The sequence below is a fragment of the Streptomyces barringtoniae genome (assembly GCF_020819595.1).
Lineage (GTDB): Bacteria > Actinomycetota > Actinomycetes > Streptomycetales > Streptomycetaceae > Streptomyces > Streptomyces barringtoniae.
Map to the genome: position 1 here is coordinate 195,461 of NZ_JAJHNP010000016.1, position 12,527 is coordinate 207,987.

At 70.9% G+C, this 12,527-nt stretch carries 11 protein-coding genes and 1 pseudogene; 3 read left to right on the plus strand and 9 right to left on the minus strand.

All coding sequences use genetic code 11. From position 1 onward, the window contains the following. Nucleotides 1-107: 107 nt before the first annotated feature. A complete protein-coding gene (locus tag LMU33_RS27490; RefSeq protein ID WP_228623289.1) occupies nucleotides 108-1,133 on the minus strand; it encodes a P1 family peptidase in 1,026 nt (341 codons plus the stop codon). Between the two features lie 37 nt (nucleotides 1,134-1,170). Beyond that, nucleotides 1,171-2,409 (minus strand): low temperature requirement protein A, encoded by a 1,239-nt coding sequence (locus tag LMU33_RS27495; protein WP_228623290.1) that lies wholly within the window; start codon nucleotides 2,407-2,409, stop codon nucleotides 1,171-1,173. 154 nt (nucleotides 2,410-2,563) lie between these two features. Here LMU33_RS27495 and LMU33_RS27500 point away from each other — a divergent pair, with 154 nt between their 5' ends. Further along, complete coding sequence (locus LMU33_RS27500; protein ID WP_228623291.1) at nucleotides 2,564-2,740, plus strand: hypothetical protein; 177 nt, start codon at nucleotides 2,564-2,566, stop codon at nucleotides 2,738-2,740. A gap of 19 nt (nucleotides 2,741-2,759) precedes the next feature. Here the strand turns inward: LMU33_RS27500 and mscL are convergent, their stop codons facing one another. The 6 genes from mscL to LMU33_RS27530 form a co-directional block, all read right to left on the minus strand. Next, a complete protein-coding gene (gene mscL / locus LMU33_RS27505; RefSeq protein ID WP_228623292.1) occupies nucleotides 2,760-3,236 on the minus strand; it encodes a large conductance mechanosensitive channel protein MscL in 477 nt (158 codons plus the stop codon). Between the two features lie 138 nt (nucleotides 3,237-3,374). Next, on the minus strand, nucleotides 3,375-3,956 hold the full coding sequence (locus LMU33_RS27510) for a CpaB family protein (RefSeq protein ID WP_228623310.1): 582 nt from the start codon (nucleotides 3,954-3,956) through the stop codon (nucleotides 3,375-3,377). Between the two features lie 198 nt (nucleotides 3,957-4,154). After that, a complete protein-coding gene (locus LMU33_RS27515; protein WP_228623293.1) occupies nucleotides 4,155-4,988 on the minus strand; it encodes an S-methyl-5'-thioadenosine phosphorylase in 834 nt (277 codons plus the stop codon). A gap of 100 nt (nucleotides 4,989-5,088) precedes the next feature. Beyond that, entirely contained in the window at nucleotides 5,089-5,391 is a 303-nt protein-coding gene (locus LMU33_RS27520; RefSeq protein WP_228623294.1) for an FmdB family zinc ribbon protein, read from the minus strand. 67 nt (nucleotides 5,392-5,458) lie between these two features. Next, nucleotides 5,459-6,757 carry an MFS transporter gene (locus tag LMU33_RS27525; RefSeq protein ID WP_228623295.1) on the minus strand — a complete coding sequence of 433 codons (1,299 nt, stop codon included), beginning with the start codon at nucleotides 6,755-6,757 and terminating at the stop codon, nucleotides 5,459-5,461. A 282-nt stretch (nucleotides 6,758-7,039) separates the two neighbouring features. Beyond that, nucleotides 7,040-8,596: a potassium/proton antiporter gene (locus tag LMU33_RS27530; protein ID WP_228623296.1), complete on the minus strand. Its 1,557-nt coding sequence runs from the start codon at nucleotides 8,594-8,596 to the stop codon at nucleotides 7,040-7,042. A gap of 214 nt (nucleotides 8,597-8,810) precedes the next feature. Here LMU33_RS27530 and LMU33_RS27535 point away from each other — a divergent pair, with 214 nt between their 5' ends. Next, nucleotides 8,811-11,645: a penicillin acylase family protein gene (locus LMU33_RS27535; RefSeq protein WP_228623297.1), complete on the plus strand. Its 2,835-nt coding sequence runs from the start codon at nucleotides 8,811-8,813 to the stop codon at nucleotides 11,643-11,645. Between the two features lie 77 nt (nucleotides 11,646-11,722). Here LMU33_RS27535 and LMU33_RS27540 read toward each other — a convergent pair whose 3' ends face one another. Then, nucleotides 11,723-12,304 carry a 5-formyltetrahydrofolate cyclo-ligase gene (locus tag LMU33_RS27540; RefSeq protein WP_228623311.1) on the minus strand — a complete coding sequence of 194 codons (582 nt, stop codon included), beginning with the start codon at nucleotides 12,302-12,304 and terminating at the stop codon, nucleotides 11,723-11,725. Nucleotides 12,305-12,323: 19 nt separating this feature from the next. Here LMU33_RS27540 and LMU33_RS42085 point away from each other — a divergent pair. Further along, nucleotides 12,324-12,527: pseudogene (locus tag LMU33_RS42085) on the plus strand (hypothetical protein); the annotation flags it as partial.

The window sequence follows — 12,527 nt, forward strand, 5'->3', positions numbered from 1 at the left end:
CAGAACCGCGACAATTCAAGCCGGAGAGCCCGACGGTCGCTTCGTCCCGACTCCGGTCCGCCGCACCCGCCCGGCCCGCACCCCCTGCCTTGCCCCCCCCGGCACCCCTACCTCGCCCCGTACAACTCCCCGTACGACGGCCACACTCCGCCGGGTCCGTCGACCGACTCGGCGGCGCGCACACCCCGCACGATCGCGCGCGTCACCGCATCCGCACCGGCGGCGAGGATGCCGTTGAGCTCCAGCGGGTGCTCGGAGAGCGGGCGCGCCCCGGTCGCCAGCGCGAACACCGTGTCGCCGTCGTTCATGAGGTGCACCGGTCGTACGGCGCGCGCGATCCCGTCGTGCGCGGTGCCCGCCAGCTTCTGCGCCTGCGCCTTGGAGAGGCTCGCGTCGGTCGCGACCACCGCCAACGTCGTGTTGAGCGGAGGCGGCGCGTTCTTGGCGGCGCTTTCGTCGAGCCGTCGGCGCGCGGCCTCGTGCACGCGCTCCTCGGGATACTCCACCCGCCCCCGGCACAACTCCCCGTACAGCGCCCCCGTCCCGGGCTCGATCACCGACCCCGCGGCGTTCACCACCACCAGCGCGGCCACGGTGACCCCCGAGTCGAGCACCACGCTTGCGGTGCCCACGCCGCCCTTGATGCGCCCGGCCACGGCGCCCGTCCCTGCCCCGACACACCCCTGCACCACCGGGGCGCCCGGCGTACTCGCCGCCGCGGCTTCCACCGCCCGACGCCCCGTCGCCGCGTCCGGGCGCGCGCCGAAATGCCCTCCGCGCCCCAGGTCGAAGACGCACGCGGCGGGAACGACGGGTACGACGTGCGCGGGGTCCGGCCCCACCCGCACTCCGCGCCGCTGCTCCTCCAGCCAGGCCATCACGCCGGACGCCGCGTCGAGCCCGTAGGCGCTGCCGCCGGTCAGCACGACCGCGTCGACCCGCTGGACCACGTTGCGCGGGTCGAGCGCGTCGGTCTCCTTGGTACCGGGGCCGCCGCCGCGCACGTCCACGGCGACGACCGCGCCGCCCTCCGGAGCGAGCACGACCGTGGTGCCGGTGAGCCAGCCGTCCCCGCTGCGGGTGGCGTGCCCCACCCGCACCCCGGCGACGTCCGTGATTGCGTCAACTGTCATGGAGGCCAGTCTCGCCCGCCGAGGCGCCCGCGAGGAGTCAGCCGGCGGGAGCGGTCGCGCTCGCCGCGCGCTCCCGGCTCACCATGCGCGCCGTCAGCGTCACCCCGGCGGCGACCGCGGCCGAGCACACCAGCCCCGCCCCGAACGCCGCCCAGTCGCCCAGGAAGGTGCAGCAGATCACCAGCAGCGCCGCGGCCGGCAGCACCAGTTGCTGGGCGACGCCGACCTTGAAGTGCCGCGAGTGCAGCGCCCAGACGGTGAGCAGGTACAGCGCCGTGGGCAGGGTCACGGCCGCCGCCGCGGACAGCGTGGAGATGTGGGTCTTGCCGACCGTGTGCTCCACGGCCACCTCCAGGCCCGCGCCGATCGCCGCGGCCGAGGAGAAGATCAGGTAGTGGCCGTAACCCCACAGGAACGCCTGGCCGTTGGCGCGGAGGCGGCCATGGATGGGGACCACGAAGTAGATCCACCACGCGGAGAAGACGATCAGGAGCCCGCCCGCCGCGATCGGCAGCAGCTCGCCCAGTGCGTTGCGCTCGTCGAAGGCCCCCTTCACGGCGACGGTCGCCGCGGCGACCGTCTCGCCGAGCACGATGATGGTGAACAGGCCGTACCGCTCGGCGATGTGGTGCGGATGCCAGGACGTCTCGTGGTCCTTCTCGGCGAACAGCGGCACGCACATCTCCGCGATCGCCATCACCAGGAACACCCAGGGCCGCGCGGGCTCGGGCAGCAGCAACAGTCCGAGCCAGCCGACCTGGCACAGGAGCACGCCGCGCGCGTACCGCAGTGCCAGGGTTCTCTCGGCGCCCTCGGCCGATCGCGCGGCCCTCAGCCACTGCGCGGCCATCGCCAGCCGCATGATCACGTAGCCGAGCCAGATCCCCAGGTAGTCATGATGCTGGAAGGCCCGGGAGATGCCTGCGGCCAGCACCAGGACGCCGGCGATCTGCACCAGGGTGACGACCCGGTAGAGCGCGTCGTCGTTGTCGTACGCCGAGGCGAACCAGGTGAAGTTCATCCACGCCCACCAGATGGCGAAGAACTGCATGGCGTAGTCGAGGATTCCGTCGCCCGCGTGGCCCTGGGCGACGGCGTGCACCAGCTGCATGCCGGCCTGCGCGATCGCCACGACGAAGCACAGGTCGAAGAAGAGCTCCAGCGGCGAGGAGACCCGGTGCGTCTCGTCGCGTCCGCGTGCGACGAGACGTCGCAGCGGTCCGGATGACTGGGGTGCGCCCGAGGAGGCGGGTGCCGGAGCGGAACTCGACGTCATGCCTTCCAGCACAGCAGAAAAGCGTCCAGAAGGCCTTGTGAAGCCATCAGCAGACTGTGAGGGCACCCGCTGACAATGAACGCGTTCACAAGCGGCTCCCACCGGGGGTGCCGGACGAGCGCGGGCGTGTGGAGCGGGGCCGTACCCTTGTGGCATGAGCACCACCCCCGCATCCGAGCCCCGCGACCCGAAGCCCGCGCTGGTCTTCGACGATCCGCTGGACCAGCAGTCCTCGGACGACACCGACCGCGGGTGGGGCGAGCGCTCGGACAACGGCAGCGCAGCCGACCTGAAGCGCTTCCTCGACGAGAAGCCGCCCCACCACCTCTGAACCGTCCGCGTCGGCGCCGTTAGCGCGCGTCGTGTCCCGATCCACGCTGCGCGACCAGCGCGTCGCGGATCTCCTTGAGCACCTCCAGCTCGGTCACCTCGATGACCTCCCTGGTGCCCTCCCTCGCCGCCTTGCGGGCCGCCTGCCGCGCCAGGTACTTCGACATCGGCAGGATCATCAGGAAGTACACGACCGCTGCCGTGATCACGAAGGTCAGCGTGGCGCCGAGGACGGAGCCCCACAGGATCGGCACACCGCTCTTGACCGAGCCGTCCGCGCTCACCACACACGGGTCCTTCAGGCAGAAGCTGTAGTGATCCAGGTTCTGCGTGCCGATCGCGCCCACCAGCGGGTTGATCACCCCCTTGACGACCGAGTTCACGATGTTCGTGAAGGCCGCGCCGATGACCACCGCGACTGCCAGATCGACGACGTTGCCGCGCATCAGGAAGGCCTTGAAGCCGTGCCAGACGCTCGGTTCCTTCTTCTCGCTCACCTCGGGGACTCTCCTCGCCTGCGCAGGGTGTGGAACGAAACGCTCCGCAACCTACGGCACGGTGCGGCCATGGTGTCCAGTCCCCCCGTTCGATCACGCGACCTGACGGCAATCCGCCGGGAAGGCGTCCCGGGCGGTTCAGCACAGCGTCACCGCCAGCCGCTCCGTGGCGCCGGCTCCGACGAGCCGTGCCGCCGTGCCGCGCGGCACTGACAGCACGACCAGTGCCCCGCTCTCGGCCCCGTCCTCCAGCGGCTCGGGCACCTTGGTCACCCGCACGCCGCGCGCGAGCACCCGTGCGGCACCCCCGGAGGTCGGGTCTCCAGCGGCGATGACGTCGACGCGGTCGCCGGGCCGCAGGAGCCGGACGGTGGCCGCGTCGGCGATCCGCACGGGCGCCGTCACCACGTCCACGGCCGCCCGCCGGCGTACGGGCACCGTGACCGGGCGGCCCCGGGCCTGTTCCGCGTGATGTGGGTCGGCCTCCGTGCGCGGCCCCGCGGCGACCAGCGCGGCCGCGGTCACCGCGAGGCCGGCCGCGATGGCCCGCCTGCGGTGCCGTACGAGCCGCTGCAGCTGATACCGCCCGCCGCGCACCCGCACCGGCGGGAACTGGGGGACCTCGCAGGTCGCCGGGGCGTCCGTGCCGAGCGGGCGCGGAAGCCGGAGCGGAGGCGGAGAAAGCTGAGCGGGCGGAGAGGGCGGGGATGAAGGGGACAGACAGGGCGGAATGGGAGACGGATTCGAGGACGAGGACCGAGGCACGGAAATCACCGCCTGCGACGAGGAATTCGGTTGGCGATGCCACGATGAGGCCTCGCGCCGAATCCCGCCGGAGCCGGTGGATCACGGACGGATTGTGGACAACCCGCCCACCCGAACGGGGAATTCCGGATCTTCTCGCGAAAGCCGAACGCCCTACGGCAGCGGGAAGCCCGGATCCATTCCACCGAGCGCGTTCACGCACAGACAGTCCCGCGCCCCGGTCTCCGGCAGTGCCGCCACCGCGTCGAACAGCACGCCGCGCAGCCGGTCCACATTGGCCGCGAACACCCGCAGCACCTCCTCGTGCGAGACGCCCTCACCGGTCTCGGCGCCGGCGTCGAGGTCGGTGACCAGGGTCAGCGACGTGTAGCACAGCTCCAGTTCCCGGGCGAGCGCGGCCTCGGGGTGACCGGTCATGCCCACGACCGACCAGCCCTGCGCCCGGTGCCACAACGATTCGGCACGCGTCGAGAAGCGCGGCCCCTCGACCACGACCAGCGTGCCGCCGTCCACCGGCTCCCAGTCCTGACCCCGGGCGGCCTTGAGGGCGGCAGCGCGCCCGGTGGGGCAGTAGGGGTCGGCCATGGAGACGTGCACGACGTTCGGCACGGTGCCGTCAGGCAGCGGCAACCCGTCGAAGTACGACTGAATCCGGGACTTCGTACGGTCCACGAACTGGTCCGGAACGAGCAGGGTGCCGGGGCCGTACTCGGGCTGCAGCCCGCCCACCGCGCAGGGGCCGAGCACCTGCCGGACGCCGACCGAGCGCAGCGCCCACAGGTTGGCGCGGTAGTTGATGCGATGCGGCGGCAGGTGGTGGCCGCGCCCGTGCCGGGGCAGGAAGGCGACCCGCCGACCGGCGATCTCGCCGAGGAACAGGGAGTCACTGGGCGGCCCGTAGGGGGTGTCCACCTGGACCTCGGTCACGTCGTCGAGGAACGAGTAGAAGCCCGAGCCGCCGATTACGCCGATCTCTGCGTTCGCCATGACCAGCACACTAGCGGGCGGTGAAACCGTGGGGGAGCGGCCCCCGGAGGCGCCGAAGACCCTGCCGTCGTACGACGGCAGGGTCCGGGGAAGAGGCGGGTCAGGCCGCGGAGCTGTTGGTGGAACTCGACGAGGACGCGGACGAGGACGGCTTCGACTCGGACGAGGCCGAGCCGGACGACGACGTGCCCGACGACTTCGACGCCGGGCTGCTGCTCGACGTGGAGCCACGGGAGTCGTTGCGGTAGAAGCCGGAGCCCTTGAAGACGATGCCGACCGCGGAGAACACCTTCTTCAGGCGGCCACCGCAGTTGGGGCACTCGGTCAGGGCGTCGTCGGTGAACTTCTGCACCGCCTCGAGGCCGTCGCCGCACTCGGTGCACTGGTACTGGTAGGTCGGCACTGTCTTCCTCCTGGCACTCTTACTCAATGAGTGCTAACGACGGTCCATAGTGACGTATTCCGTGGGATCAGTCCACCGCCACCGGCACGCGGTGACCGACGCCACGTGCGACGGTACGGTTCTGCGGCCGCGCGACCAGCCGCGACCGCAGCGCCAGCAGGGTCGCCAGCGCGAGTACGGTGCCGGCCATCGGCACCAGGAATCCCGCACCGTCCCACAGCCGGTCCTCCAGCTGTCCGGCGACCGTGACGGCGGCTGCCTGTCCGAGCGCGACCGCGCCGGTCAGCCACGTGAAGGCCTCCGTGCGCGCGCCGGCCGGGACCAGGCCCTCGACCAGCGTGTAGCCGGTGATCAGCGCCGGCGCGATGCACATGCCCACCAGCAGGCCCAGCCCGGCGAGCAGCAGCACCGAGTGCGCCGTCCACAGGGCGGACGCCACGATCGCGAGCGCCGTGTAGCCGACGACCAGGCGGTGCTGGGGAGCGGTCTTCCAGGCGATCGCGCCGCAGACGACGCCGGACAGCATGTTGCCGGCGGCGAAGACGCCGTACAGGACACCGTTCAGGCCGGGCTCGCCGATCGACTCGGTGAACGCCGCGAGCGCCACCTGCATGCCGCCGAAGACGGACCCGATGCCCAGGAAGGTCACGACCAGCACGCGCACGCCCGGTACGCGCAGCGCGGAGGCGTGCTTCACGCGCGCGTGCCCGCTCTCGCCGGTCACCGGCGGCTGCGTGCCCTTCTGCGCGGCGAACAGCAGACCGCCGACGAGGGTCAGCGCGCCCTCGGTGACCAGGCCGGCCGCCGGTGTCACCGCGGTGCACAGCGCGGTCGCCAGCAGCGGGCCGAAGACGAACGTCAGCTCGTCCGTGACCGACTCGAACGCCGCCGCGGTGGCCATCAGGGGCGAACCCTGCAGCTTCACGCCCCAGCGCGCCCGCACCATGGGGCCGACCTGCGGCACCGAGGCGCCGGTGGGGACGGCCGCCAGGAACAGCGCCCACAGGGGCGCGTGGGCCAGGGCGAGCGCCGTCAGCGACAGGCCGGACAGCGTGTGCACCACCACGCCGGGGACCAGCACGGCGCGCTGGCCGTAGCGGTCGGCGAGGCGCCCGCTGTACGGCGCGAACAGGGCCATGGAGACACCGGTGGCGGCCGCGGCGGCGCCCGCGGCGCCGTACGAGCCGGTGGTGTGCTGCACGAGCAGCACGATGGAGAGGGTGAGCATCGCGAACGGCTGGCGCGCCGCGAAACCGGGGAGCAGGAAGGTCCAGGCGCCGCGGGTGCGCAGCAGCTGTCCGTATCCCGGGTGGGAAGAGGCCGGCGAGGTCTTCTCCGGTTCGGTGGTGGTGACCGTGGATCCCACGGCCCGTGCCTTTCTGCCGCCTGGTAGCGCGGGCCTGGTGGGGCCCGGGCGCCGAGAGCTGTCCTCTTGCGCGGACTGCGGTAGATACCGGCGCCCACTACGGGTGGGTGGCGACGGCCGCCATACGGTCGCGCCAGCTCTGCGTCAGGCAGAGTTGGTTCGATCAGGGTGCGCCCTCATGCTACAAGGACCACCGGCCGGCGCAGCTGTGAAAACGAGCACCACGGACTCGGGCACCTGGGATTTCACGGAAAGGGAGCGTGAACGGCACCGAACGCGCCCTCAACGCGAGCTGCCCGCCCCGTTCATGCCGAGCCAGCCCGCCAGCTTGCCGCCGTGGGCGACGGCGCGCAGACGCCGCTCTGCCGCGTCGCGGACCGGGTCGGTGGTGACGACGAGCAGTTCGTCGCCCCGGCGCAATACCGTCGAGGGCAGCGGAACGAACGATTTTTCTTCGCGGACGACGAGGGTGACGGCGGCTCCCGGAGGCAGGCGCAGCTCGCTGACCTCCACGCCGTGCATCCGGGAGCCCGCGGGGATCGAGACGGACAGCAGGTGTCCGCGCAGCCGCTCCAGGGGTGCCGACTCGATGCCGAGGTCGGAGGCCTCGCCCTGCTCGCCCAGCCGCAGCGTGCGCGCCAGCCAGGGCAGCGTCGGCCCCTGGACGAGGGTGTAGACCACGACCAGCACGAAGACGATGTTGAAGATGCGGCGGCTGCCGGTGACGCCGTTCACCATGGGGATGGTCGCCAGGATGATGGGCACGGCGCCGCGCAGTCCCGCCCACGACAGCAGCGTCTGCTCCTGCCACGGCACACGGAACGGCGCCAGGCTGAGCACCACGCTCAGTGGGCGGGCCACCATGGTGAGCATCAGCCCGATGAGCAGAGCCGGTACGACGTCGTCGCCCAGTTCGTGCGGGGTGACCAGCAGGCCGAGGACGACGAACATGCCGATCTGGGCGATCCAGCCGAGCCCCTCGGCGAAGCCGCGCGTGGCCGGCCAGTGCGGGAGCTTGGCGTTGCCGAGCATCATCGCGGCCAGGTAGACGGCCAGGAAGCCGCTGCCGTGCGCCAGGGCGCCGGCGGCGTACGCCGTCACGGCGATCGCCATGACCGCGATCGGGTAGAGGCCGGAGGCCGGCAGGGCCACGTGCTTGAGCCCCCAGGAGCCGAACCAGCCCACCGCGACACCTATGGCCGCACCGATGGCCAGCTCCAGGGCTATCTCGCCCAGCAGGATCCACCAGTGCTCGACCGGGCCGGCCGTGGAGAAGGCGACGACCAGGATGACCACCGGGGCGTCGTTGAAGCCGGACTCCGCCTCCAGCGTGCCCGTCACGCGCGCGGGGAGGGGAACCCTGCGCAGCACCGAGAAGACCGCCGCCGCGTCCGTCGAGGACACCACCGCGCCGATGATGAGCGCCTGCCGCCACTCCAGCCCGACCAGACAGTGCGCGCCCGCCGCGGTGACGCCGACGCTGACGGCGACGCCGAAGGTCGCCAGGACGCAGGCGGACGGCAGGACCGGCCTGATCTCCTTCCACTTCGTGCCGAGGCCGCCTTCGGCGAGGATCACGACCAGGGCGGCGTACCCCATGACCTGGGTCACCGCGGCGCTGTTGAAGTGGATCTCGCCGATGCCGTCCTGGCCCATGAGGACGCCGATCCCCAGGTAGACGAGCAGGCTGGGGAGCCCGCTGCGGGAGGAGATCCGGACGGCCGCGACGGCGACGAGCAGGACCACGGAGCAGACGAGCAGGAGCTGGTTGAGGTGGTGAACAGTCAGCGGCGGATCCCTTCCTTGGCTCGCGCGGCGGGGGCGAGCTCGCGTACACAAGACCGAGGCTGCGGCGCACCGCACCCAAGTACTTCGTTACCTTACCTAACTCTTGACGCTTTCTTGACGCTCGGCGAGGCAAGATCGAACGCTCGTACGCGCTGGTTCCCGACTCCGCGTCAAGCGGGACAGGGCCCTGCGCCTATGGTTGCTCCAGCGCTCATTCAAAGTCACAGCCCGACCTGCCGCTCGCGTTAGGACAGCAAGGACAGCGATGCCCCCCAACACCACCGCCACAACGGGTGACACCGCCACCACCGGTGCCGCGCCCGCCAAGTCCGGCAGGAAGAAGGGGCGCAGAGCCCGACTGATCGTGATGGTGCTGGTCCTGGCCGTCATCGGCGGCATCGCCTACGGGGCGTACTGGTCGATCAGCACTGTCCGCGCCTCCTTCCCGCAGACCAAGGGCACGATCACGCTCCAGGGCCTGTCGGGGCCGGTCGACGTCAAGCGGGACGGCAACGGCATCCCGCAGATCTACGCCTCCTCCGACGAGGACCTGTTCATGGCGCAGGGCTACGTCCAGGCGCAGGACCGGTTCTGGGAGATGGACGTGCGCCGGCACATGACCTCCGGGCGCCTGTCCGAGATGTTCGGCAAGGGCCAGGTCAAGAACGACGAGTTCCTGCGCACCCTCGGCTGGGACCGGATCGCCAAGCAGGAGTACGACACCAAGCTGTCGGCCGCCACGAAGAAGTACCTCCAGGCGTACGCCGCGGGCGTCAACGCCTACCTCCAGGGCAAGGACGGCAAGGACATCTCCCTGGAGTACGCCGCCCTGGGCTTCATCAACGACTACAAGCCGCAGAAGTGGACCCCGGTCGACTCCGTCTCCTGGCTGAAGGCGATGGCCTGGGACCTGCGCGGCAACATGCAGGACGAGATCGACCGTGCCCTGATGACCAGCCGGCTCGGCCCGCAGCAGATCCAGGACCTGTACCCGGAGTACCCGTACAGCCGTAACAAGCCGATCGTGCAGGAAGGCCAGTACAACGCGCTGACCAGGTCCTTCCGGCAGAGCGGCGGCACCGGAACCTCGCAGGGCACCGGTACGGCGGGCACGTCCGGCACCACCGGCGGCGCCACAGGCGGCTCTGCGGGCTCCACGGGCGCGACCGGCTCCTCGGCCTCGGCCGCGTCCGGATCGTCGCTCACAAGCCAGCTGGCGGGCCTCTACAACGTCCTGGACGACGTTCCGACCGCCGTCGGAGTGAACGGCCAGGGCATCGGCTCGAACTCGTGGGTGGTGTCCGGGAAGTACACCATCACCGGCAAGCCGCTGCTCGCCAACGACCCGCACCTGTCGGCGTCGCTGCCGTCGGTCTGGTACCAGATGGGCCTGCACTGCCGCACCGTCTCCAGCAAGTGCCAGTACGACGTGACCGGCTACACCTTTGCCGGCATGCCCGGTGTGATCATCGGCCACAACGCGGACATCGCCTGGGGCATGACCAACTCCGGGGTCGACGTCACCGACCTCTACCTGGAGAAGGTGAGCGCGAACGGCTACCTGTACGACGGCAAGGTCCGGCCCTTCACGACCCGCGAGGAGACCATCAAGGTCGCCGGCGGCTCGTCCAAGACGATCGTCGTGCGCCAGACCCAGGACGGGATGCCCCTGCTGTCCGACCGTGACGACGAACTCGTCCAGGTCGGCAAGCGGGCCACGGTCAACACCGCAGCGCCCGACCGGGGCGACGGCTACGGCATCGCCCTGAGGTGGACCGCGCTGGACCCGGGCACCTCCATGGACGCCGTCTTCGCCATCGACAGGGCCGCCGGCTGGAGCGACTTCCGCCAGGCCGCCGCCCTGTTCGACGTGCCCTCGCAGAACCTGGTCTACGCCGACACCGACGGCCACATCGGCTACACGCTGCCCGGCAGGATCCCCACGCGCTCCTCCCTGGACGACGGCTCCGTCCCGGCGCCCGGCTGGAACTCGAAGTACCGCTGGACCGGCTTCATCAAGCAGGACGAGCTGCCCTACGAGTACAACCCCAAGCGCGGCTACATCGTCACCGCCAACCAGGCCGTGGTCGACAAGGACAAGTACCCGTACACCCTCACCACCGACTGGGGCTACGGCGCCCGCAGCCAGCGCATCACCGACCTGATCGAGTCCAAGATCAAGGACGGCGGCAAGATCTCCACCGACGACATGCGGCAGATGCAGCTGGACAACAGCAGCGAGATCGCCAAGCTCCTGGTGCCGAAGCTGCTGAAGATCAACCTCGCCGACAAGAACGTGCGCGACGCGCAGAAGCTGCTGGAGGGCTGGGACTACACCCAGGAGTCGGACTCCGCGGCGGCCGCCTACTTCAACGCGGTCTGGCGCAACGTTCTCAAGCTCGCCTTCGGGAACAAGCTGCCCAAGGAGGTGCGCGTCCAGGGACAGTGCCTGTGGGTCGACAAGATCGACAGCACCGGCCCGGTCGACGACGACACCAAGGTGCGCGAGTGCGGTGAGCGCGACGCCGACCAGGCGCAGCCGGACGGCGGCGACCGCTGGTTCGAGGTCGTGCGCACCCTGATGAACAAGCCGGACAGCGACTGGTGGAAGACCCCCAGGTCGGGCACCCGCCCCGCGGCGAACAACGTGGACCAGCTCTTCGCGCGTGCCATGATCGACGCCCGCTGGGAGCTGACCGCCAAGCTCGGCAAGGACATCGACACCTGGAGCTGGGGCCGGCTGCACCGCCTGTTCCTGAAGAACCAGACCCTCGGTACCGACGGCCCCAAGGCGCTGCAGTACATCCTCAACCGCGGCCCCTGGAGGCTCAGCGGCGGCGAGGCCACGGTGAACGCGACCGGCTGGAACGCGGCCGGCGGCTACAACGTCGTCTGGGTGCCGTCCATGCGGATGGTCGTCAACCTCGCCGACTTCGACAAGTCCCGGTGGATCAACCTGAGCGGCGCTTCCGGGCACGCCTTCAGCGCGCACTACACGGACCAGACGAGCCTGTGGGCGAAGGGCGAGCTGCTGCCCTGGTCGTACTCGGGCAAGGCGGTCGACGCGAGCACGAGCGACACACTCGTCCTCAAGCCCTGACCGGCCGACGACACGGAAAACGGCCCTCCACGCGTGCGTGGAGGGCCGTTTCGTCGTACGGGCGGCGGGGCGCCGGGTCAGGCGCCCGGGAAGCGGCGCACGCCCGAGGGCGTCACCACGGCGTGCACGGGCTTGTCGTGCGCCTCCGCCGGGACGTGCGCGACGACCTCCGTGTCGTACAGCAGCACCACGAGCCGGGGGCGTGCGCCCGCGCGCTCCAGACGGGCCAGGACGCGGTCGTACGACCCTCCGCCGCGCCCCAGACGCATCCCGCGCGCGTCGACGGCGAGGCCGGGCAGCAGAACGACGTCCGCGGCCGTCACGGCATCCGCTCCGAGACGTGTGCCGGAGGGTTCGAAGAGCGCCATTTTCCCGCCGTGTTGGACCCGCGCGAGGGAGCCCGGGCCGGCGTATTCGCCCCAGTCGAGGTCGTTGTCGGGCAGGAGCGCGGGGAGCAGCACCCGCACGCCCCGCGCGCGCAGCGCGTCCAGCAGCGCCCGCGTGCCGGGCTCGCTCCCCACGGAGACGTACGCCGCCACCGTGCGCGCGTGAGCCAGCTCCGGCAGCTCCAGGGCGCGCTCCGCCAGCGTGCGGCCCGTCTCGTCGACGTCAGCGTCCGTCAACCTGTTCCTCACCGAGAGGAACTCCCGCCGCAACATCCGCTTGTCAGGCTCGCTCGTGCGTCCGTCGTGTTCCACGGGTCGTTCTCGCACCCTTCTTGAATGCTGTCATAAAGGGTCAACCAACCGGAGCCACAGTTTCCGCACAAAGGCACCGGATAAGGTTGCGGGCATGACTCAGTCGCACCCCAGGATCAGCAAGGCTGTCATTCCCGCGGCGGGCCTCGGTACCCGGTTCCTGCCGGCGACCAAGGCCACTCCC

Coding starts and splice junctions, on each gene's coding strand:
- LMU33_RS27500 (WP_228623291.1), top strand. CDS start 2,564: ATGAGCACCACCCCCGCATCCGAGCCCCGCGACCCGAAGCCCGCGCTG.
- LMU33_RS27540 (WP_228623311.1), bottom strand. CDS start 12,304: ATGTTGCGGCGGGAGTTCCTCTCGGTGAGGAACAGGTTGACGGACGCT.
- LMU33_RS27490 (WP_228623289.1), bottom strand. CDS start 1,133: ATGACAGTTGACGCAATCACGGACGTCGCCGGGGTGCGGGTGGGGCAC.
- LMU33_RS27535 (WP_228623297.1), top strand. CDS start 8,811: ATGCCCCCCAACACCACCGCCACAACGGGTGACACCGCCACCACCGGT.
- LMU33_RS27495 (WP_228623290.1), bottom strand. CDS start 2,409: ATGACGTCGAGTTCCGCTCCGGCACCCGCCTCCTCGGGCGCACCCCAG.
- LMU33_RS27515 (WP_228623293.1), bottom strand. CDS start 4,988: ATGGCGAACGCAGAGATCGGCGTAATCGGCGGCTCGGGCTTCTACTCG.